This window comes from Micromonospora vulcania (assembly GCF_042658605.1).
Taxonomy (GTDB): Bacteria; Actinomycetota; Actinomycetes; order Mycobacteriales; family Micromonosporaceae; genus Micromonospora; species Micromonospora vulcania.
On record NZ_JBHSQS010000001.1, the window covers coordinates 321,953 to 343,407 of the forward strand.

At 72.1% G+C, this 21,455-nt stretch carries 18 protein-coding genes; 11 read left to right on the forward strand and 7 right to left on the reverse strand.

The genetic code is table 11. The features are described from left to right. Positions 1 to 19: 19 nt before the first annotated feature. On the forward strand, positions 20 to 1,588 hold the full coding sequence (locus tag ACFQGL_RS01625; protein WP_377504201.1) for a molybdopterin-dependent oxidoreductase: 1,569 nt from the start codon (positions 20 to 22) through the stop codon (positions 1,586 to 1,588). A 75-nt stretch (positions 1,589 to 1,663) separates the two neighbouring features. Here the strand turns inward: ACFQGL_RS01625 and ACFQGL_RS01630 are convergent, their stop codons facing one another. Continuing rightward, positions 1,664 to 2,047 (reverse strand): WhiB family transcriptional regulator, encoded by a 384-nt coding sequence (locus tag ACFQGL_RS01630; protein ID WP_377504203.1) that lies wholly within the window; start codon positions 2,045 to 2,047, stop codon positions 1,664 to 1,666. A 250-nt stretch (positions 2,048 to 2,297) separates the two neighbouring features. Between ACFQGL_RS01630 and ACFQGL_RS01635 the strand changes: the two genes are divergently transcribed. After that, positions 2,298 to 3,122, forward strand: a complete 825-nt coding sequence (locus tag ACFQGL_RS01635; RefSeq protein WP_377504205.1) for a helix-turn-helix transcriptional regulator — start codon at positions 2,298 to 2,300, stop codon at positions 3,120 to 3,122. Between the two features lie 153 nt (positions 3,123 to 3,275). Here the strand turns inward: ACFQGL_RS01635 and ACFQGL_RS01640 are convergent, their stop codons facing one another. Beyond that, positions 3,276 to 3,695 (reverse strand): DUF5319 domain-containing protein, encoded by a 420-nt coding sequence (locus ACFQGL_RS01640; protein ID WP_377504207.1) that lies wholly within the window; start codon positions 3,693 to 3,695, stop codon positions 3,276 to 3,278. A gap of 185 nt (positions 3,696 to 3,880) precedes the next feature. Between ACFQGL_RS01640 and guaB the strand changes: the two genes are divergently transcribed. Beyond that, positions 3,881 to 5,443, forward strand: a complete 1,563-nt coding sequence (gene guaB / locus ACFQGL_RS01645) for an IMP dehydrogenase (RefSeq protein WP_377504209.1) — start codon at positions 3,881 to 3,883, stop codon at positions 5,441 to 5,443. A gap of 27 nt (positions 5,444 to 5,470) precedes the next feature. Beyond that, positions 5,471 to 6,589, forward strand: coding sequence for a GuaB3 family IMP dehydrogenase-related protein (locus tag ACFQGL_RS01650; RefSeq protein ID WP_377504211.1), 1,119 nt, complete (start codon positions 5,471 to 5,473; stop codon positions 6,587 to 6,589). 70 nt (positions 6,590 to 6,659) lie between these two features. Here ACFQGL_RS01650 and ACFQGL_RS01655 read toward each other — a convergent pair whose 3' ends face one another. Both ACFQGL_RS01655 and ACFQGL_RS01660 read right to left on the reverse strand, forming a co-directional pair. Further along, positions 6,660 to 6,815, reverse strand: coding sequence for a carbohydrate-binding protein (locus ACFQGL_RS01655; RefSeq protein WP_377504213.1), 156 nt, complete (start codon positions 6,813 to 6,815; stop codon positions 6,660 to 6,662). After that, positions 6,812 to 7,933 (reverse strand): sugar phosphate isomerase/epimerase family protein, encoded by a 1,122-nt coding sequence (locus ACFQGL_RS01660; protein WP_377504215.1) that lies wholly within the window; start codon positions 7,931 to 7,933, stop codon positions 6,812 to 6,814. Before ACFQGL_RS01660 ends, ACFQGL_RS01655 begins: the two co-directional genes overlap by 4 nt. 390 nt (positions 7,934 to 8,323) lie before the next feature. Here ACFQGL_RS01660 and ACFQGL_RS01665 point away from each other — a divergent pair, with 390 nt between their 5' ends. Both ACFQGL_RS01665 and ACFQGL_RS01670 read left to right on the forward strand, forming a co-directional pair. Further along, positions 8,324 to 9,745: a M1 family metallopeptidase gene (locus ACFQGL_RS01665; protein ID WP_377504217.1), complete on the forward strand. Its 1,422-nt coding sequence runs from the start codon at positions 8,324 to 8,326 to the stop codon at positions 9,743 to 9,745. Positions 9,746 to 9,852: 107 nt separating this feature from the next. Next, on the forward strand, positions 9,853 to 11,313 hold the full coding sequence (locus ACFQGL_RS01670) for a M1 family metallopeptidase (protein ID WP_377504674.1): 1,461 nt from the start codon (positions 9,853 to 9,855) through the stop codon (positions 11,311 to 11,313). 49 nt (positions 11,314 to 11,362) lie between these two features. Here ACFQGL_RS01670 and ACFQGL_RS01675 read toward each other — a convergent pair whose 3' ends face one another. Then, positions 11,363 to 12,484, reverse strand: a complete 1,122-nt coding sequence (locus ACFQGL_RS01675) for an LCP family protein (protein ID WP_377504219.1) — start codon at positions 12,482 to 12,484, stop codon at positions 11,363 to 11,365. A gap of 144 nt (positions 12,485 to 12,628) precedes the next feature. Here ACFQGL_RS01675 and ACFQGL_RS01680 point away from each other — a divergent pair, with 144 nt between their 5' ends. Then, positions 12,629 to 14,326, forward strand: a complete 1,698-nt coding sequence (locus tag ACFQGL_RS01680; protein ID WP_377504221.1) for an FAD-dependent oxidoreductase — start codon at positions 12,629 to 12,631, stop codon at positions 14,324 to 14,326. A gap of 66 nt (positions 14,327 to 14,392) precedes the next feature. Then, positions 14,393 to 15,949, forward strand: a complete 1,557-nt coding sequence (gene guaA, locus ACFQGL_RS01685) for a glutamine-hydrolyzing GMP synthase (protein WP_377504223.1) — start codon at positions 14,393 to 14,395, stop codon at positions 15,947 to 15,949. Between the two features lie 116 nt (positions 15,950 to 16,065). On the opposite strand, the gene ACFQGL_RS01690 is transcribed toward guaA, so the two are convergent. Then, complete coding sequence (locus ACFQGL_RS01690) at positions 16,066 to 16,365, reverse strand: PspC domain-containing protein (protein ID WP_377504225.1); 300 nt, start codon at positions 16,363 to 16,365, stop codon at positions 16,066 to 16,068. A gap of 143 nt (positions 16,366 to 16,508) precedes the next feature. On the opposite strand from ACFQGL_RS01690, the gene ACFQGL_RS01695 reads away from it, so the two are divergent. The 3 genes from ACFQGL_RS01695 to ACFQGL_RS01705 all read left to right on the forward strand — a co-directional run bounded on the left by ACFQGL_RS01695 (position 16,509) and on the right by ACFQGL_RS01705 (position 19,757). Continuing rightward, positions 16,509 to 17,459, forward strand: a complete 951-nt coding sequence (locus tag ACFQGL_RS01695) for an NUDIX hydrolase (RefSeq protein ID WP_377504227.1) — start codon at positions 16,509 to 16,511, stop codon at positions 17,457 to 17,459. A 130-nt stretch (positions 17,460 to 17,589) separates the two neighbouring features. Then, positions 17,590 to 18,471, forward strand: a complete 882-nt coding sequence (locus ACFQGL_RS01700; RefSeq protein WP_377504229.1) for an NUDIX hydrolase — start codon at positions 17,590 to 17,592, stop codon at positions 18,469 to 18,471. Between the two features lie 347 nt (positions 18,472 to 18,818). Further along, positions 18,819 to 19,757 carry a CDP-alcohol phosphatidyltransferase family protein gene (locus ACFQGL_RS01705; RefSeq protein WP_377504231.1) on the forward strand — a complete coding sequence of 313 codons (939 nt, stop codon included), beginning with the start codon at positions 18,819 to 18,821 and terminating at the stop codon, positions 19,755 to 19,757. A 60-nt stretch (positions 19,758 to 19,817) separates the two neighbouring features. Here the strand turns inward: ACFQGL_RS01705 and ACFQGL_RS01710 are convergent, their stop codons facing one another. Continuing rightward, positions 19,818 to 21,071 (reverse strand): phosphatidylserine decarboxylase, encoded by a 1,254-nt coding sequence (locus tag ACFQGL_RS01710; RefSeq protein WP_377504233.1) that lies wholly within the window; start codon positions 21,069 to 21,071, stop codon positions 19,818 to 19,820. Between the last annotated feature and the right edge of the window lie 384 nt (positions 21,072 to 21,455).

The following is a 21,455-nucleotide window of genomic DNA, read 5'->3' on the forward strand; positions in this document are numbered from 1 at the left end:
GATCGCGCACACTGGGCCAATGAGCACCACGTCGCGGTGGTACGCCGCGCTGGCCGGAGTCACCGCCGCAGCCGTCGCGATCGGGATCGCGGAACCGGTGGCGGTGCTGACCGGCCCCCGGTCGGCGCCGCTGGTCGCGGTTGGCGGGGTGGTCGTCGACGCCGTCCCGCAGTCGCTGAAGCAGTTCGCCATCGACCTCTTCGGCACCGCCGACAAGATCGCCCTGCTGGTCGGTACGGCCGTGCTGCTGGGCGGGTTCGCCGCACTGCTCGGCGTGCTGGCGGTACGCCGCCTGACGATCGGTCTGGCCGGCATCGCGGCGTTCGCCGTCCTCGGTGTGGCCGCCGCGCTGACCCGTCCGGGCGCGGACCTCGCCGACGCGCTGCCGTCGCTGGTCGGCGGCGGTCTCGGTGCCCTCGTGCTCTGGCTGTTCATTGCGGGTCCACTGGAGCTGGACCCCTGGCCCTGGAGCCCGCCCACCCCGTCGGCCGCGCCCGCGACTTCGGGCGAGCGGGTCGACCCGGCGTCCCGGCGGCGCTTTCTCAGCAGCACCGGGGTGCTGCTCGGCACGGCCACGGTGGCCGGGCTCGGCGGGCACTGGCTGGCCGGGCGACGCGGGGTGTCCGCCGCCCGGGACGCGATCCGGTTGCCGGCGCCGGCCGACCCCGCGCCGGCCCTGCCCGCTGGCGTGGACCTCTCGGTGACCCAGCTCGCGCCCTACGTCACCCCGAACTTCGGGTTCTACCGGATCGACACCGCGCTGGTGGTGCCGCAGGTGGACCCGGCGACCTGGCGGCTGCGGATCCACGGGCGGGTGGGTACCGAGCGCACGTACAGCTACGCGGACCTGCTGGCCCGACCGATGGTCGAGCGGTACGTCACGCTGGCCTGCGTCTCGAACGAGGTGGGCGGGGACCTGATCGGCAACGCCCGCTGGCTCGGCGTACCCCTGCGGGAGCTGCTGGACGAGGTCGAGCCGGAGGCGGACGCCGACCAGGTGGTCGGCCGTTCGGTCGACGGCTGGACCTGCGGCACCCCGACGGCCGCGCTACGCGACGGGCGGGACGCGCTGCTGGCGGTCGGCATGAACGGCGAACCACTGCCGGTGGAGCACGGCTTCCCGGTCCGGATGGTGGTGCCGGGCCTCTACGGCTACGTGTCGGCCTGCAAGTGGGTGACCGAGCTGGAGCTGACCCGGTTCAGCGACTTCGACGCGTACTGGGTGCCGCGGGGCTGGTCCGCCCAGGGGCCGATCAAGACCCAGTCGCGGATCGACACGCCCCGGCCGCGCAACCGGCTCACCACGGGCCCGGTCACCGTGGCCGGGGTGGCCTGGGCGCAGCACCGGGGCATCCGCCGGGTCGAGGTACGCGTCGACGACGGCCCCTGGCAGGAAGCGGAGCTGGCGCCGACGGTGTCGGTGGACACCTGGGTGCAGTGGCAGTGGCGGTGGGACGCCACACCGGGCGAGCACCGGCTCCAGGTCCGGGCGACCGACGCGACCGGCGAGACCCAGACCGAGCGCACCCAGAGCGTCGCCCCCGACGGCGCCACCGGCTGGCACACGATCACCGCCACGGTCCGCTGACCGCTGGGTCCGCGCGGGAACCGCGCCCCCGGTTGGTGGAGGCGCGGTTCGCGGTGTTCAGGGTGGGTGTCGGAATCAGGCGACGTTGCGCTGGGCCGGGACGGTCGACTTGTGCGGGTGACCCAGTCGGGCCTCCAGCCGGCCCACGTCGACTCGGGCGTGCCGGCGGTCGGCCAGGTCCTCCCAACCGACGGCGAGCAGGCGCAACCGCTCCGACTCGCTGAAGCCGCCCCACACGCCGTACGGCTCGCGGACCGACAGCGCGTGTGCGGCGCACTCGGCGCGTACCGGGCAGGCGCGGCAGACCGACTTGGCGTTGGACTCCCGACGCAGCCGGGACGAGCCCCGCTCGCCGTCGGGGTGGAAGAACTGCGCGCTGTCCCGTCCTCGGCAGGCGCCGAGGCGCTGCCAGTCCCACAGATCGACGATGGGTCCGGGCAGTCTACGTACGTTCGACATCAGCACCCCTCCTCCCGCGCGGCACCGCGAGATCCTTGGCCGGCTTGCGTGCGGCGGGCCGCGCAGGCGCACCGTTCCCGGCCTGGATCTCTCGGTACCCGGGCTTTCCTCAACTCACACGTCTGTGATCGAGAACGCCCTGGAATTTGCGGCTTTTGCCCCATCTGTCGGAAAAGTTCGGAAGATTGCCGGGAACCTCCTCCCGAGGCGACCCCGTCATGGTCTGCTCGTTGGCGGAGAGGAGACCACAGTGCGTACCGTTCTTGTGTGCGTTCGGACACCACTCGCGGCGCAACACCTTACGTCTGCGGCCGCGCGGCTGGGGCTGTCCGCGATCATCCGTACGGCCGTCTCCGATCCCGAGGTGATGCTGCGGCTGGCCGAGCGGCCGGCCGACGTGGTGTTGGCCGACACGGCCCTCACCAGGCCGGACAGCGCGGGCTTCGTACGCCGGGTGCTGGCCCGAGCACCGCAGGCCGCGGTGCTGCTGCTCGGGACGGAGGAGCCCGAGGCGGCGGCGGCCACGATCAGCGCCGGTGCCCGGGGCCTCATTCAGAACGTCGACCAGGATCTGACCAGCGCGGTCGCCAAGGCCCTGCTGCTGCTCACCGCGCCCGGTCGGGCCTCCCGGCAACGGATCACCGATCCGGCCCGGGACACCGCGTCGGTCGGCGGAGCGGGCCGTTCCGCGCCGTCACTGCGTGGCTCCGGCGAGCCCGGCTGGGCCGCCTCCGCCACCGCGGGCGAGGGTTCGACGGGTGTCCCGTCGGTGCCGGTACAGCGGGGCGACGACGAGGCGGAGTCGGCGGCCGGTGAGTCGGCCGCCGAGCAGAGTGATTCCGCTCGGCCCGCTCCGAGCGCCCGGCCCGCCCGGGCGTCGATCGGGCTCACCGAGCGGGAGTTGCAGGTGTTGCTGGGCATGGCCGAGGGCAAGAGCAACGCGGAGATCGGCCGGGAGCTGTTCGTCTCGGAGGACACCGTCAAGACGCACGCCCGCCGGCTGTTCCGCAAGCTCGGCGCCCGGGACCGGGCACACGCGGTGGCCGCCGGCTTCCGTGCCGGCCTGGTCGCCTGACCCACCCGCGGCACCGACTGAACTCGCTCGATCCAGGAAATAGTGGCCTCCCCTGCGCCGGGAAGCCACTACTTCCTGGTTGCAGCACGATCTTGCGGCGCGGCGGGACAGCGGCGGGGCGGGACAGCGCGGCGGGACGCGCCCGCCCGAGGATCAGTTGGTGGAACCGGCGGTGCCCGGCTCGTCCTCGGTGCCCTCGGTCAGGGTGTCGTGCACCCCGTCGGCGTACCCGCGGGCGTAGTCCCAGGTCACGTAGTGGTCCGGGTCCGGGTCGTAGGCGGGTTCGTGCACGCGCGGGCGACCCGAGTTGAGCAGGTGCCGCAGGTTGCCGCGGAGCAGGTCCCAGTCGAAGTAGTGCGGCTCCCGGCAGTCCTCGCATTCGATCACCAGGCCGCGGACCCCGATCGGCGCCAGCAGGGCCTGGTAGATCTCCAGGTCGGCGAGGTCCTCCAGCACGTCCTGCCGCTCGACGTCGGTCAGCGGATCCGGCGTCGCGTCGTCGCCCGGATCGTCCAGCCCCGCGGTCGGGTCGGCCGGGTCGCCGTTGAACGGGTCGATGGGCTCGTCGTGCACCCCCTCACCGTAGACCCAACCCGGCGAGGCCGTCGGCCCCCGGCCCCGCGTCGGCCCGGCCCGCCACGACGAAGGTCGCGCAGCTCACTGGGTACGATGAGACGACGCGTCGGCACCATGACGCGTTCCGGTGCCGGCGCGCGCCACCTCGCTGAAGCCCATCCGAGCAGCTCAGGGGAGCAATCGTGGAAAATTCGCCCAGCACCGATCTTCCGGCCGGCGGCGAGCACGCCGACCTGGGCGGCCACCTGCCCGAGCTGCCGGCCGGCTCCGCGCGGGTGGTTCCGCTCGGCCTCACCTTCGACGACGTGCTGCTTCAGCCGGGCGAGTCGGACGTGGTGCCCAGCCGGGTCAACACCCGGACGAAGCTCACCCGCAACGTCGAGCTGTCCATCCCGCTGCTGTCCAGCGCGATGGACACCGTGACCGAGGCCCGGATGGCGATCGCCATGGCCCGCCAGGGTGGCATCGGCGTGCTGCACCGCAACCTCTCCCTGGAGGACCAGGCGCTCCAGGTCGACCTGGTCAAGCGCTCCGAGTCCGGCATGATCACCAATCCGGTGACCGCCAGCCCGAACGACACGTTGCGCGAGGTCGACGAGTTGTGCGGGCGGTACCGCATCTCCGGCGTCCCGGTGGTGGACGGCGACGGCCAGTTGGTCGGCATCGTCACCAACCGCGACATGCGTTTCGTGTCCGAGCCGGACACCCCGGTCCGCGAGATCATGACCCACACCCCGCTGGTCACCGCGCGGGTCGGTGTGAGCAAGGACGACGCGCTGGCCCTGCTGCGCCAGCACAAGGTCGAGAAGCTGCCGATCGTCGACGACTCGGGCCGGCTGCGCGGGCTGATCACCGTGAAGGACTTCACCAAGAGCGAGCAGTACCCGGACGCCAGCAAGGACGACGCCGGCCGACTCCGGGTCGCCGCCGCCATCGGCGTGGGCGAGGACGCCTACAAGCGGGCCCGGACCCTGGTCGACGCGGGCGTGGACGTGCTGATCGTGGACACCGCGCACGGCCACCAGCGGGCCGTGCTGGACATGGTCCGCCGGCTCAAGGCCGACGTCCCGATCGACATCGTGGGCGGCAACGTGGCCACGTACGCCGGTGCGAAGGCGCTGGTCGACGCCGGCGCCGACGGCGTCAAGGTGGGCGTGGGGCCGGGGGCGATCTGCACCACCCGGATCGTCGCCGGGGTCGGCGTGCCGCAGGTGACCGCGATCATGGAGGCGGCCCGGGCCGCCCGCCCGGCCGGCGTGCCGGTGATCGGCGACGGCGGCATCCAATACTCGGGCGACATCGCCAAGGCCCTGGTGGCCGGCGCCGACACGGTGATGCTCGGCAGCCTGCTGGCCGGTTGCGAGGAGAGCCCCGGCGAGCTGATCTTCGTCAACGGCAAGCAGTACAAGGCGTACCGCGGCATGGGGTCGCTGGGCGCGATGCAGTCCCGGGGTCAGGCCAAGTCGTACAGCAAGGACCGCTACTTCCAGCAGGACGTGCTCAGCGACGACAAGCTGGTCCCGGAGGGCGTGGAGGGTCAGGTGCCCTACCGGGGCCCGCTCTCCCGGGTGGCCCACCAGCTGGTCGGCGGGCTGCGGCTGGCCATGGGATATGCCGGTGCGGAGAACATCCCCGATCTGCACCACCGGGGCCAGCTCATCCGGATCACCGCGGCCGGGCTGAAGGAGAGCCACCCGCACGACATCCAGATGACCGTCGAGGCGCCCAACTACCACACCCGCTGACCATCCCCCAACAATCTGGAGTCCCCCATGCGTGACGTGGTCGAGATAGGGCTGGGCAAGACCGCGCAGCGCGGTTACCACCTGGACGACATCGCCATCGTGCCGAGCCGCCGGACCCGGGACGTCGACGACGTCTCGACCGCCTGGCAGCTGGACGCGTACCCGTTCGGCATCCCGTGCGTCGGGCACCCCTCCGACGCCACCATGAGCCCGTCGTCGGCGATCCGGCTCGGTCAGCTCGGCGGCCTCGGCGTGCTCAACGTCGAGGGGCTGTGGACCCGCTACGAGAACCCGACCAAGGTGCTGGAGGAGCTGGCCGGCCTCGACGAGGACGCCCGCGCCACCAAGCGGCTTCAGGAGGTGTACGCGGAGCCGATCCGCCCCGACCTGATCGCCGAGCGGGTCCGGGAGCTGCGTGCCGGCGGCGGTACGGTCGCGGTGCGGGTCTCCCCGCAGCACACCCTGGCGCTGGCCCCGGTGATCCTGGACGCCGGGGTGGACATCCTGGTTATCCAGGGCACCATCGTCTCGGCCGAGCACGTGTCGACCACCGACGAGCCGCTGAACCTCAAGGAGTTCATCGCGGACCTCGACCTGCCGGTGATCGTCGGCGGCTGCACCGACTACAAGACCGCGCTGCACCTGATGCGTACCGGCGCGGCCGGCGTGATCGTGGGCATCGGTGGCGACGAGTGGTCGACCACCGAGTCGGTGCTGGGCATCCGGGTGCCGATGGCCACCGCGATCGCCGACGCCGCGGCGGCCCGCCGGGACTACCTCGACGAGACCGGCGGCCGGTACGTGCACCTGATCGCCGACGGTGACCTGCAGACCTCGGGCGACATCGCCAAGGCGCTCGGTTGCGGCGCGGACGCGGTGATGCTGGGCGAGCCGCTGTCGCTCTGCGCCGAGGCGCCCGCCGGGGGTGCCTGGTGGCACTCGGCGGCCAGCCACCCGTCGCTGCCGCGCGGTGTCTTCGAGGTCTCCGGCGACCCGATCGGGTCGATGGAGCAGTTGCTGTTCGGCCCGGCCGACGAGGCCGACGGCCAGCTCAACCTGTTCGGGGGGCTGCGCCGGGCGATGGCCAAGTGCGGCTACCGCGACCTCAAGGAGTTCCAGAAGGTCGGCCTGGTCCTCGACCGCTGACCCCAACCGCACACGCCGAGAGGCCGGCCCCGCCACGTCGCGGAGCCGGCCTCTCGGCGTACCGGGGGCGTCAGCCCTCGGTGAACTCGACCCAGTTGAGGTTGACCAGGCCGCTGGTCGGGCCGCCGGGTACGGCGGTGAAGACCAGGTAGAGCTGGTGCGCCCCGGCGGGCTGGTCCACCGGCACGGTGGTGCTCGGACGGACGCCGGCCGCGCCGGAGGTCACTTCTTGAGGTAGATGGTCAGGTCGGACATGTTGCGGTAGCTGGTGGCCGCGAAGTCGAGCGACTGACCTCGGTTGGTGGTGCCGCCGGGTGCGGTGTCCATCTCCCAGTTGGCGTGGTGGAAGTCCCGCTCGCCGATGGTCTGGAAGAACTGCTGGAAGTTGAGGTCACCCTCGCCCAGCGGGGTCATCTGGTAGCCGTTGGGCACGCTGGTGTCCCGGTCGCCGTCCTTGGCGTGGAAGAGCGGGAACCGGGTGGTCCGGTCGGCCACGGTGAGGATCGGGTCGAACAGGTCGGTCACCTCGCGGCCGGCCGGGTCGACGTACTTCTGGTGCTTGTAGCGGGCCACGTACGCCCAGTAGATGTCGAGCTCGAAGAAGACGTACCGGGGGTCGGTCTTGCCGAAGAAGTACTCCAGCCGACGGACGCCGGAGGACCGGGTGGGGCGCCCCTGGTCGTCCAGCGGCCCGGAGTCCAGCAGGAAGCTGTACGCGGCGTCGTGGTTGTGCGTGTAGAGCCGCATCCGCCGGGCCCGGGCCTGCCGGCCCAACTCGTTCCAGGTGTCGGCGGCGGCGTCCCAGTCCGCCTTGTACGAGCTGCTGGTCGGGTCGCTGCCGGTGCCGATGTTGGCCATGCCGAGCTCCTCGGCGATGTCCAGTTGCTGCTGGAAGGTGTCCGCCCGGATGGTGGCGTGGGTGCCGTTGGCGACCAGGCCGTTGTCATCGAGGATCTTGCGGATCTCGGTCGGGGTGATCTGTCGGCCGAGGATCTCGGTGCTCTGGGTGTAGCCGGCGAACTCGATCTCCTTGTAGCCGATCTCGGCGAGTCGGGCGAGGACCCGCTCGAAGCCGTACGGCACGCCGCTGTCGTCCGGTGCGGCCGAGATCCGGTCCCGGACGCTGTAGAGGATGATGCCGCGGTTCCGGGACGGGATCAGCGGCTCGACACGGAGCCGGCTCTTGCCCTTGTCCTTCGAGTGGGCGAGCGCGGGGGTGCCGGTGGCGAGGACCGGCAGGCCGGCCGCCCCGAGCGCGGCGGCGGCGCCAGCGGAGGCGGCGAGCAGGGACCGGCGGCTGAGCCGGCCGGCGGAGGAGGCGTCGGGTGCGGTGCGGTCTGGCATTTGTTCCACCTTTCGCGACGGCGGTTGCCGTCGATGACGATCAGCAGAGTGCGACGAGGTGATGTCGCGGGCGCCGCCGAGCGCCCGTGCCGCGTCCCCGATGTGGCCGGGGAGTGTGCGGTGGTCGAGTCGAAGGGGCAGGTCACGCCGCCGCCACGGCGTGTCGGGTCGGGGCGCGAGCCCGTCCTGTAACGAGGCCGGCTGGGATGTTCCGAGCGCGTTACATGTTGGAAACAGACACTAACGTCGGTCGAAGTCAAAAGAAAGTATTGACCGACGCCAACTTTTGTACTTCTCGACGAAAGTAAGTTACGGGTATCGATACTTGCCTCGCGTGCGGTGGGCCTGGCTAGGCTCTTCGTGACCGCGATCGCCGCAGGAGGAGTGCGCATGCTCCGGACCGGACGGACACCCACCCGCCACCGGCTGACCGCTGCCGCCGCTGCCCTGACCTGCGCGATCGCGCTGGGCGCGGGTGGTTGCACGCGCGACGACGACGGGTTCCGGCCCGGTGCCGCCGACGTCGGTGACCCGTACGTCCCGGGCCACGGCAACGGCGGGTACGACGTCACGCACTACGGCCTGGACGTTCGCTACGACCCGGCGACGGACCGGCTTACCGGCCGGGCCACCATCGCGGCGACGGCCACCCAGGACCTGTCCCGCTTCAACCTGGACCTGGCCGGGCTGGACGTCGGCGCGGTCACCGTCGGTGGTGCCAAAGCCGATCATCGGCGCGACGACGGCGAGTTGGTGGTGACCCCGCCGGACGGGTTGCCGCGCGGCCGACCGTTCGCGGTGACCGTGGAGTACGCGGGCGTACCGGAGGCTCTGATCGGCGGCGAGCTGGGCAGCGGAGGCTTCCTGCACACGCCCGACGGGGCGATAGCGCTCGGCCAGCCCGACTCGGCGGCCACCTGGTTCCCGGTCAACGACCACCCGTCCGACAAGGCCAGCTACGACATCGCGGTGACCGTCCCGGACGGGCTGTCCGCGCTGAGCAACGGGGTGCCCGGCCCGAAGACCAGCGCCGACGGCTGGACCACCTGGCGCTGGTCCGAGCGCACCCCGATGGCCAGCTACCTGACCACCCTGGTGATCGGCGACTACCGGGTGGCCAGTGGCAGTCACGCCGGCCGGCCGTTGGTCACCGCGGTGGCGGCGAGCCTGCCGGCGACCGGCGGCGCGGCCCGCTCGCTGGAGCGCACCGGCGCGGTCGTCGACTTCCTGGCCAGCCGCTTCGGCCCGTACCCGTTCGACTCCTACGGCGGGATCGTGGTCGCCGACGACCGTGTCGGCTACGCGCTGGAGACCCAGTCCCGTCCGGTCTACGGGCCGGCCTTCTTCGCCGACGACCGGCCCAACGCGGGCGTGGTCGCGCACGAGCTGGCCCACCAGTGGTTCGGCGACAGCGTGTCGCTGAGCCGGTGGGGCGACATCTGGCTCAACGAGGGGTTCGCCAGCTACGCCGAGTGGCTGTGGGAGGAGCACGACGGCGGCCGGACCGCGCAACGCAACTTCGAGATCCAGTACGCCTCGACCGACTGGTCCCAGCCGTCGGTCGAGCCGGGCCGGGCGCGGATGTTCGGCACCGCCGTCTACAAGCGCGGGGCGCTCACCGTGCACGCGCTGCGGCGGACCGTCGGCGACGACACGTTCTTCCGCATCCTGCGCAGCTGGACCGCGGAACGGGCGGAGGGCAACGCCACCACCGCGGACTTCGTGGCGCTGGCCGAGCGGGTCGCCGGACGGCAGTTACGCGCCTTCTTCGACGCCTGGTTGGTGGGCGGTGTGGCGCCCACCCTGCCGTGACGAGGCCGTGATGATCAGTCGATAGGCTGCCGCCTGCGATCGGCCGGAAGACGCCGTTCGTGCGGGTGACGGACGCCGTCACCGCCACCGTTCGGGGAGGGCTCGTGATGCGGGTGACGCGGCACAGACTGCGGGTGGGTGTCGGTCTGCTGGTGACCGGAGCGCTCGCGCTGTCCGGATGCGACTCGTCCAGCCCGGATGCGGCCCCGCCGTCGCCGAGCGCCACTCCGACGCAGGCACGGACGTTCGCCGCGGGCGCGGCCGGGGCCGGTGACGCCTACTTCCCAACGTACGGCAACGGCGGTTACGACGTCGGGCGGTACGTCCTCAAGGTGCGCTACGACCCGGCGAAGGACCAGCTGACCGGCACGGCCACGGTGGAGGCCACCGCGACGGCCGACCTGTCGACGTTCAACCTGGACCTGGCCGGCCTGACCGTCAAGACGGTCACCGTGGACGGGACCCCGGCCACCCACACCCAGGAGAAGAACGAGCTGGTGATCAAGCCGGCCGCCGGCCTGATCACCGGCAACGGGTTCGTCGCCGAGATCGCGTACGAGGGCAAGCCCAAGGCGTTGAAGAACGAGGTGCTCGGCGAGGGCGGCTTCCTGCACACCTCCGACGGCGCCATCGCGCTCGGGCAGCCCGAGTCGGCGAGCACCTGGTTCCCGGTCAACGACCACCCGTCGGACAAGGCGGCCTACGACTTCGAGATCACCGTCCCGGACGGTCTGACCGCGGTCAGCAACGGCACGCCGGGTGGCAAGACCAGCAAGGGTGGCTGGACCACCTGGAAATGGTCGGAGAAGTCGCCGATGGCCAGCTACCTGAGCACCGTGGTGATCGGCAAGTTCCGGATCACCACCGCCCAGCACAAGGGACGGCCGGTCTACAGCGCGGTCACCACCAAGGTGGCCAAGGGCGCCGCCGACGACTCGATCGCGCAGACCGTCAAGGTGGCCGACTACCTGGAGAGCGTGTTCGGGCCGTACCCGTTCGACGCGTACGGCGGGGTGGTGGTCTCCGACAGCCGGATCGCGTACGCGCTGGAGACGCAGAGCCGCCCGGTCTACTCTGCCGGCTTCTTCCGGCAGGGCGAGAACACCGGGGTGGTGGCCCACGAGTTGGCTCACCAGTGGTTCGGCGACAGCGTGGCGCTGGCCAAGTGGGAGGACATCTGGCTCAACGAGGGCTTCGCGACGTACGCGGAGTGGCTCTGGGCCGAGCACACCAAGGTCTCCACGGCCAAGCAGGCGTTCGACGTCCGGTTCGCCAACGTTCCGGCCCGGGTGTGGAAGACGCCGCCGGGTAAGCCGGGGATGCGGGAGATCTTCAGCGAGTCCGTCTACCAGCGTGGCGGGATGACCCTGCACGCGCTGCGGGTGGCCGTCGGTGACAAGGCGTTCTTCCAGATCGTCAAGACCTGGGCGGCGGAGAAGCGCAACGGCACCGCCACCACCGCAGAGTTCGTGGCCCTCGCCGAGCGCATCTCCGGCAAGCAGCTCGACGCCCTCTTCGACGCCTGGCTCTACGGCACCAAGAAGCCCGCCGCGCCCAAGGCCCTCTGATCCTGCGCCCGTCTCCCCGCGGTCCTGCCAGACCGCGGGGAAACGGGGTTCAGGTCTTGACGCGCAGGTTGGGGTGGGCCGTCAGATAGGCGTCGGCGCGGCCGGCACGCAGCTCGGTGATGAAGTTCCGCCCCTCGGTGGTGAGTTGTTCGCCGCGGTAGGCGCTGCCCTTGCCGACGCCCGAGCCGGGCAGGCCGACCAGCACGAACTTGTCGGCCGGCAGGCCGCCCAGGGCGTACGCCAGGTCGACGATCTTCCGGCCGCCCACGTACACCAGGGTGTCGCCGAGCGCGGCGACCACCTGGTCGACCCGCTCCGGCTGCCGGGCCAGCCCCTCGTCCAGGATCTTGCGGGTCAGCGCCCGGATCAGTTGCTGCTGGTGCCGCTGCCGGGCGTAGTCGCCGCCGGTGATGTAGCGCTGCCGCGCGTAGTCCAGCGCCTGCCAGCCGTTGAGGTGCTGGTTGCCCTTCTCGTAGACCTGCTGCGGCCCGGTGTACCCGCCGGGCGCCGGGTCCCGGTATTTGCCGTCCGGCTTGCGGTGCAGCGAGGCGACCCGCTGGTCGACATAGATGTCCACCCCGCCCAGGGCGTTCACCAGCCGGTCGAACCCGGTGAAGGTGAGCACCGCGCCGGCGTCGATGCGCAGCCCGGTGTAGCCGCTGACCGTGCTGCGCAGGAGCTCGTACCCCTGGGCGGTGCTCGGCTGCTTGGGTTTGCCCGGCACCCGGCTGCCGAAGCTCATCGCGTGGGTGAGCTTGGTCTTGCTGCCCTTGTAGCCGGACTTCGGAAACGCCGGGATGTCCACCAGCAGGTCGCGGGGGAGCGAGAAGAGGTACGCCCGGCCCAGACCCTTGGGCACGTGCAGCACCAGCACCGCGTCGGCGTGCGGCTCCCAGCCGGGCACGCTGACCCGGGTGTCGACGCCGACCAGCAGCAGGTTCAGCGGGCCGGTGATGTTGGCGCCCGGCGGCGGCCCGGTCGGGCTGGGCGTGGGCGTGGCGGGCGGCGACGCGCTCGGCGAACCGGCCGCCGACGTGCCACCCTCCGGTTTGTCGTTGCCGGTCAGCCGGGTGATCACCACCGCTCCGGCCGCGACCAGCGCGACGATGGCGAGGGCCGCCAACCCGAGCAGCAGCCATCGTCGGCGCGGTGCCATCGACCCGAGGACCATGTTGGATTCCTTCCACCCGTATCCGGAACAACGCTCCGACGGGTACTCCGGGTTGCGGCCGGAAGGCGCCGGGTCGGTCGAACGCTGCATGATCGCGCGAAACTGGCGCTGGCGCGAGCGCTACTCACCGGTAATGATGCGTTCATGCGGTACGACGTGGTCGTCATCGGGTCCGGCTTCGGCGGCAGCGTCACCGCGCTCCGACTCGCCGAGAAGGGCTACGCGGTCGGCGTGCTGGAGGCCGGCCGGCGGTTCGCCGACGACGAGTTTCCGCAGACGTCCTGGCGAGCCCGTCGGTTCCTGTGGGCGCCCAGGCTGGGCTGCTACGGCATTCAGCGGCTCACCCTGCTCCGTCCCGCCGACCGCAGATCCGGGGGTGGCGTGCTGGTGCTCTCCGGCGCGGGGGTGGGCGGCGGCTCGCTGGTCTATGCCAACACCCTCTACGAGCCGTTGCCGGCCTTCTACACGGATCCGCAGTGGCGGGACATCACCGACTGGCGCGACGAGCTGGCCCGCCACTACGACCAGGCGAAGCGGATGCTCGGCGTCACCACGTACCCGGTGGACACCGGCGCGGACCGGGCGATGCGGGCGGTGGCCGAGCGGATGGGGGTGGGGCACACCTTCCACGCCACCCCGGTCGGCGTGCACATCGGACGCCCCGGCGAGCGGGTCGCCGATCCGTACTTCGGCGGCGCCGGCCCGGAACGTACCGGCTGCCTGCACTGCGGCTCGTGCATGACCGGCTGCCGGCACGGGGCGAAGAACACGCTGGTCAAGAACTACCTCTGGCTCGCCGAGCGGCTGGGTGCCACGGTGCACCCGTTGACCACGGTGACCGCCGTCCGACCGGCCGACGACGGCGGCTACGAGGTGCACACCGCGCGTACCGGGGCCTGGCTGCGGCACCGTCGCGAGGTGATCCACGCCGACCAGGTGGTCTTCGCCGCGGGTGCGCTCGGCACCCAGCGGCTGCTGCACGAGATGCGGGCCGATGGCGCGCTGCCGGGGCTGTCGTCCCGCCTCGGCGAGCTGACCCGCACCAACTCGGAGGCGATCCTGGGCGCATCGGTGCCACGCCAGCGGGCCCGGGCCGAGCGGATGGACTTCAGCCAGGGGGTGGCCATCACCAGCTCGTTCCACCCCGACCCGCAGACCCACATCGAGCCGGTCCGCTACGGGCGTGGCTCCAACGCGATGGGGCTGCTCCAGTCGCTGCTGGTCGACGGCGGGCCGCACCGGGTCCGCCGCTGGCTGGGCAGCATCGTGCGGCAACCGGGGCTGGCCGCCCGGATGCTGTCGGTGCGCGGCTGGTCGGAGCGGACGGTGATCGCCCTGGTGATGCAGTCGGTGGACAACTCGCTGACCACCCGGTGGCGGCGCGGTGTGCTCGGCCGTCGGCTGGTCACCGGTCTGGGCCACGGTGCGCCGAGCCCGACCTGGATCCCGGCCGGCAACACCGCGGCCCGAATGCTCGCCGAGGAGATCGGCGGTACGCCGGGCGGCTCGCTCACCGAGCCGTTCGACATCCCGATGACCGCGCACATCCTGGGTGGGGCGGTGATCGGAGCCTCTCCGGCCAACGGGGTGATCGACCCCTACCACCGGATGTACGGCCACCCCGGGCTGCACGTGGTCGACGGAGCCGCCGTCTCGGCCAACCTCGGGGTGAACCCGTCCCTGACGATCACCGCCCAGGCGGAACGGGCGATGTCCCTCTGGCCCAACAAGGGCGAGAGGGATCCCCGGCCGGCGCTCGGTACGCCGTACCGTCGGCTGGCCCCCGTACCCCCGAACCACCCGGCGGTGCCCGCGGACGCCCCGGCGGCCCTACGCCCCTGACCCGGTCGCGCGAAGGGGGCGAGCCGGCTCCGGGCGCGGCCGTGACTGTCGGTAGGCTTTCTGCACATGAGCCTGCCTCGCCCCGTCCTTGTAGTGGACTTCGGAGCCCAGTACGCCCAGCTCATCGCGCGCCGGGTCCGCGAGGCGAAGGTCTACTCCGAGATCGTGCCGCACTCGATGCCGGTCGCCGAGATGCTGGCGAAGAACCCGGCCGCGATCATCCTTTCCGGTGGCCCGTCCAGCGTCTACGCGCCGGACGCCCCGCAGGTCGACGCCGGTCTGTTCTCGGCCGACGTGCCGGTCTTCGGCATCTGCTACGGCTTCCAGGCGATGGCCCAGGCGCTCGGTGGCACGGTCACGCGGACCGGCAACCGCGAGTACGGCGGCACCCCGCTGCGCCCCCGCCTGCTCGACCCGGGCGTGCTGCTCCGCGACCTGCCGGCGGACCTGCCGGTGTGGATGAGCCACGGCGACGCCGTCACCGAGGCGCCCGAGGGCTTCACGGTGACCGCCGAGTCCGCCGGCGCGCCGGTGGCCGCGTTCGAGGACCGGGCCGGGCGTCGGGCCGGGGTGCAGTTCCACCCGGAGGTCGGGCACACCGCGCACGGCCAGGAGATGCTGACCCGCTTCCTGTACGACATCGCCGGCATCGAGCCGACCTGGACGCCCGAGAACATCATCGACGAGCAGGTCGCCCGGATCCGCGCCCAGATCGGCGACAAGGAGGTCATCTGCGGCCTCTCCGGCGGGGTGGACTCGGCGGTCGCCGCCGCGCTGGTGCACAAGGCGGTCGGTGACCAGCTCACCTGCGTCTTCGTCGACCACGGCCTGCTGCGCGCCGGTGAGGCCGAGCAGGTCGAGAAGGACTACGTGGCGGCCACCGGCATCAAGCTGAAGGTGGTCGACGCGGCGGACCGGTTCCTCGGCGCGCTGGCCGGGGTGACCGACCCGGAGCAGAAGCGCAAGATCATCGGGCGGGAGTTCATCCGGGTCTTCGAGGCCGCGGCCCGGGAGATCGCCTCGCACGGCGACGTGGAGTTCCTGGTCCAGGGCACCCTCTACCCGGACGTGGTGGAGTCCGGCGGCGGCACCGGCACCGCCAACATCAAGAGCCACCACAACGTCGGCGGCCTGCCGGAAGACCTGAAGTTCGCCCTGGTCGAGCCGCTGCGCACGCTGTTCAAGGACGAGGTCCGGGCGCTCGGCCTGGGCCTGGGCCTGCCCGAGGCGATGATCTGGCGGCACCCGTTCCCGGGTCCCGGCCTGGCCATCCGGATCATCGGCGCGGTCGACCGGGAACGGCTGGACCTGCTTCGCCGGGCCGACCTGATCGCCCGGGAGGAACTGACCGCCGCCGGCCTGGACCGCGGCGTCTGGCAGTTCCCGGTGGTGCTGCTGGCCGATGTGCGCAGCGTCGGCGTACAGGGTGACGGGCGCAGCTACGGGCATCCCGTGGTGCTGCGCCCGGTCTCCAGCGAGGACGCGATGACCGCCGACTGGTCACGGCTGCCCTACGAGGTGGTGGCCCGGATCTCCACCCGGATCACCAACGAGGTGGCCGAGGTGAACCGCGTGGTCCTAGACGTAACCAGCAAGCCCCCAGGCACCATCGAGTGGGAGTAACCCCCCCCGCCGCCCGCCCCCGCCGCCCGCCGTCGGCGGCCTGTCGCCGTCGATGCCTGTCGCCGTCGATCTAGGGAAAATCGTCGCGATCGGAGATCAACTAGCGGTGATTCTCCCTAGATCGACGGGGTGGGGGTGGTTGGCGCGGGCGGCGGGCCCTGCGGCGCGGCGGCCGTCGGATGCGGCCAGGCTGGGGCGGTGGCGGGCTCCTCGGGCATCAGGAACCACATGATCGGGTACGCGAGCAGTACGAGCCCGCCGGTGAGCAGGCCGCTGACCGCGAAGATCACCCGAACCAGGGTGGGGTCGACGGCGAAGTAACGGCCGAGGCCGCTGGCGACACCGGCCACCATGCGGTCGGTGGTGGGTCGTCGGAGCTGCTTGTACGGGGCGTGGGGAGCAGTGGTGGAAGTCATGCCTCCACGTTCCGCGCCGGTGCTCGATCCGACCTCGGTGACCGCCCGGATCCTTACCCTGACCGATCCCTGAGCGGCAGCAGACAGTCAGGAATCTGACTCTTTTCCGTCCCGGTAACCCGGCCCGGGGAGAATTTCCACCCGTGACCACCTTGCTGGAGCCGCTCCGCAGAATCGCGGCATACGCAGTTTGTGCTGATTCAGACGGCCGAGTGTTGCTGGTCCGCGCATCGGAGCGCTCCGGCACACCCGGCACGTGGTCGTTGCCGGGCGGTGCGGTCGACCACGGCGAGGACCCCAACCACACGGTGGTCCGGGAAACCGCCACCGAGACCGGTCTCTCGGTCGCCGTCTCGGGCCTGGCCGACGTCCTCGCCGACATGCGAGCGCTGCCGGAGCGCGGCATCACCATCCACACCGACCGGCTGATCTACCGAGTCGCGATCCGCGGCGGCACGCTGGCCGACCGGGTCGGCGAGCGCTCCACCGATCTGGCCCGGTGGTACACCCTCGACGAGGCGCGTGAGCTGCCGCTGCGCTCGTTCACCGCGCGTGCCCTCGGGCTGCCCGCCTCCGCGGCCGACGTGGTGCCGGACGAGGCGCCCGAGTTCCCCTCCTTCTACGCGGTGCCGGGCCCGGACGGGCTGCACCGGGCGCAGCGCTTCGCCGCGTACGCGGTGTGCACCGACCCGGACGGCCGGGTGCTGCTCACCCGGATCTCCGCCGGCTACCCGGGCGCCGGCTGCTGGCACCTGCCCGGCGGCGGCACCGATTACGGCGAGCAGCCCGGCGCGGCGCTGATCCGGGAGTTGGTTGAGGAGACGGGGCAGACCGGCCGTCTGGTCGAGCTGCTCGGGGTGGCCAGCCACCGGGACGCCGCCTCCCTCGGCCCGGAGGGCTACCCGATCGACTGGCACGGCGTACGCGCCTTCTATCGGGTGGTGGTCGACAAGCCCGACCCGCTGACCATCGCCGATGTGGGCGGCTCCACCTGCGAGGCCCGCTGGTTCGGCCGCGACGAGCTCGCCGCCCTTCCCACCCACCGCCTCACCGAGGTGACCGCCGAAGCAGTCCAAGCAGCCCACCTGTCCTAACCCCCGAGCTTCTCCCTCCCGCGGACCCCTTCGCTGCGTCGATCATGAAGTTATTGTCAGGGACACGCCGAAGTGGCGGCGATAACTTCATGATCGATGGGGTGCTTGGCGGGTGGGCGGGGTGGCCGGGGTGGAATTCGTGCGGCGGGTTGAGGTTTTTGGGGTTCTGGAAGATTCTGGGCGGGTTTTGGTTGTCCGGGGGACAGGTGCGGGGGACTGGCGGTTGCCGGGTGGTGTTGTCCCGCACGCCGAGCACCCGGAGCACGCCGTGGTTCGTGAGGTCGGCAGGCAGACCGGGCTGACCGTGACGGTGGGCCGCCTGCGGGCGGTGGTCGCGGACGTGACCACCTATCCGGAGGACGGCGTCGCGCTGCACGTCGACCGACTGCTGTTCGAGCTGGGCGGGCCCGGCGAGACGTCGTACAGCGGCCCGGCCGAACAGGTCCGCTGGGTTACCCCGGACGAGGCGGCCAACCTGCCGCTAGCGCCGTTCACCGCCGAACTGCTCGGCCTGCCGGTCACCCCGCTGTCGACCGGGGCGCACCGACACCACGAGCCGGTCGAGCCGCCGCACCCGGATCGCCGGTTGCGCTTCGGGGCGTACGGGCTGGTCACCGACCCGGCCGGGCGGATCCTGCTCACCCAGATCGCGGACGGCTACCCGGGGGCCGGCAAGTGGCACCTGCCCGGTGGCGGCACCGACCACGGCGAGCAGCCCACCGCCGGGCTGCTCCGGGAGTTGGTCGAGGAGGGTGGTCAGCTCGGCCGGGTGGTGGAGCTGCTCGGCGTGGACAATCTGCACAACCCTGCCGCGGTCGGCCCGGAGGGTCGCCCACTGGACTGGCACGGCGTTCGGGTGATCTATCGGGTGCTGGTGGACGTACCGACCGACGCGGTGGTCACCGAGTCCGCCGGCGGCTCGACGGCCAGGGCCGGCTGGTTCACCCTGAAGCAGGCCGCTGACCTGCCGTTGACCGGCATCGCTGCCTCGGCAATCGGACAGCTGGGCTGATACCACCACGCTCGCTGAGCCGAGATGGGTCCCTCCGGTACAGTCAATGGAGGGAATGGTGGAGGAAACGGGCAGCGAAGCCCGGGATGGGAATAAGAGGGCGGTTCGCGCGGTTTAAGCCAGATATACGTACCGCCGGCAGCTATCGCCAAGCCCCGTTTCCCTATGCGATGGTGTACTCCGCAAAACGGCTGCCGGGCCACGCAAGGTCCGGCACTAGACAGCCGGACACCCGCCCCACGGCGGCCAGCCGATCCGGTGATGGAGGAAACGTGCCGAGAGCCCCATGGCGCCGGCGTCGTACGACTGACAGTCCGCGCCCCGCAGGGCGTCGCTGGGCGGGCCGCTTGCGCCGCAGCAGCACGTTCGCCCGCCAGGTGCTACTGGTCCGGGTCGGTCGCCGTGACGGCGACCTGCGCACCACCGACGTGGCGCTGCCCGAGCACCGGTACGCCGACCGGCAGCGCCGTCGCTATGGCCTGGACCGGCTCGGCCGATCCTCGCTCCGGGTCGATCGGGGCGGCCTTGAGGCAATCATGCCGGTCAGCCCGGCACTGCCGACGGTGGCCGAGCCCGACGAGGCTGCGGCCGGGTCCATCCCGCTGCTCCCCGGCGAGCGCACCGCCGCCCGTCGGATGAAGTTCGGCCTGGTCAACGCCTGCACCCTGGCCAGCCTGATGCTCGGCATGCTGGCCATCTTCCTGGCCATGCAGGGCGACGTGCGGACCGCCGCGCTCTGCCTGATCGCCTGCGTCGGCTTCGACGGCCTGGATGGCGCGCTGGCTCGCAGGCTCGGCGTGGCCAGCCCGTTCGGCGCGCAGATGGACTCGCTGGCCGACATGTGCTCGTTCGGCCTCGCCGCGCCGGTCGTGGTCTACGCCTCGCTCGCCGGCTCGGTCTCGACCGCCGCAGCGGCGGTGGCCTGTGCCCTGGTCGCGGCGTGTGCCGCGATCCGGCTGGCCCGCTTCAACGTCTCGCCGAAGGACGGCCGGTTCTTCTGCGGGGTACCCACCACCATGGCCGCCGCGGTGCTCGCCGTGACGGTCGCGATCCGCCTGCCGGTGCCCGGCCCGGTGTTGCTCGCCGGGGTGGCGCTGCTGGCCTTCGCGATGGTCTCCAGCTTCCCGTACGCGAAGCTCGCTCGCCTGATCAAGCTGCCGCCGTGGCTCTGGCTGGCCCCGATCATCGGGGCGTTGGTCGACATCCGACTCACGTTCGCCCTGATCGTGGTGGGCTACCTGGTCAGCGGGCCGGTGCTCTGGCTGCGACAGCGTCGTACCGCCTGATCGAGCAGACGCAGAACGGGGCGCCGCGGAAAGCGGCGCCCCGTTCTCTCGTTGAACCGGTCAGCGCCAGCGGGCGATGACCGTGGACCCACCGACCACCTTGTCGCCCGGCCCGACCAGCGGGTCGGCGGCTTCGGCCGGCAGGTAGACGTCGGTCCGCGAGCCGAACCGGATCAGCCCGAAGCGCTCGCCCTTGGCCAGCAGCGCGCCGATCGGCGCGCGCTGCACGATTCGACGGGCGATCAGCCCGGTACGCTGCGCGACCACCACCGTGCCCCGGCTGGTGTCCAGCACGGTGTACGCGGCCACGTTGTGCTCGGCGTCCGGCTTCATCGCGTTGACGAAGCCGCCGTCGGCGACGAAGTAGTCCACCACCTTGCCGGCGACCGGAGCCCGGTTGACGTGCACGTCCAGCACCGACAGGAAGACCGCGACGCGCAGCCACTCGCCGTCGCCGAAGCGCTCGTCGTGCAGCCGCTGCACCGACAGGACCTGCCCGTCCGCGCTGGCGACCACGGCGGTCGGGTCCTCCGGCACGTCCCGCTCCGGGTCCCGGAAGAAGGCGGCGACCGGCCCGGCGGCCAGCGCCGGCAGCAGCCAGAGCTTGGACGAGGGACGTACCACCCGGGCCAGCGCGGCCAGGCCCAACGTGATGCCCGCCGCCGCCACGCCGTTGGAGTCGATGTGCATGCCACGGGTCAGCGGCACGCTCGACGGCCGGTACGCGGGTGCCAGCCGGTCCGCCGCAGCCGGGCTGGCCGGGGTGAACCGCAGCCGGTACACCCGTACCGGCGGGGAGTTGCGCAGCACCAGGTCGGCGCCGACGCCGTAGAGGGCGTCCTGCCGGGCCAACTCGGCGGCGGCACCGGGGGTACGGCCGGGCGTGGCGGTGGTGGCCACGCTGAGCACGCCGCCGTCGGCGAGATATTTGGCCAGGCCCTCGATGGCGGTGCGAGCCTGCTCCGCGGTGCCGGTGAACGCCTCGCCGGCGATGACGACCCCGGCGGCCTCGGCGTCGGCGAGCGAGTCGACCACCCGTACCCGGTCGGCGACCCACCGACCCTGGGCGGTGACGTGCTCGCGGAGCATGGTGACGCCGGACGACTCGGCGGGCACCACGGTGAGCCGGTCACCGGGGAGCAGCGCCTCGATCGCCGCGGCCAGCACCGCGGACTCCGGGCTCGCGCCGACCAGCAGGGCGGCCTTCGGATCGTTGATCCGGGCCAGCTCGGTGACGAGCGTACGGGCGGCTCGCTCGCCGATGCGGACCGGACCGGACCGGCCGGTGGTACGCACGGCGGGGGACTGGGTCATGTCGGGCGGGCTCCTGACGGGGGTAGAGACGGGAATCGCGGCGGGACCGCCATGGCGGGACGGGCCGGCCGGCGGAGGCGAAATCTCCACCGGCCAGCATATGCGCCTGCCCGCGTGGGCCGCACCGCCCGTGGCGGTGGAGAAGGCCGCTGCCGGCCGACGCCCGGTCAGGGCTCCCTCCGCCGCTCCTCCCGCTCGTCCGCCGGCTGGTCCCCGACCGCCTCGGCCGGGAGGTCGACCCGGGTCGGCTCGTCGTCTCCGTCGTCGGGCCGACCGGAGACCGGGGCGGTCTCCGGCTGCGCCGGCGGGTGCGCGAGCCAGGCCGGGTGGATCTCCTCCGTGGTCGGCGTCGGCAGCTGCGCGGTCGGCGTCGCCGGGACCGGC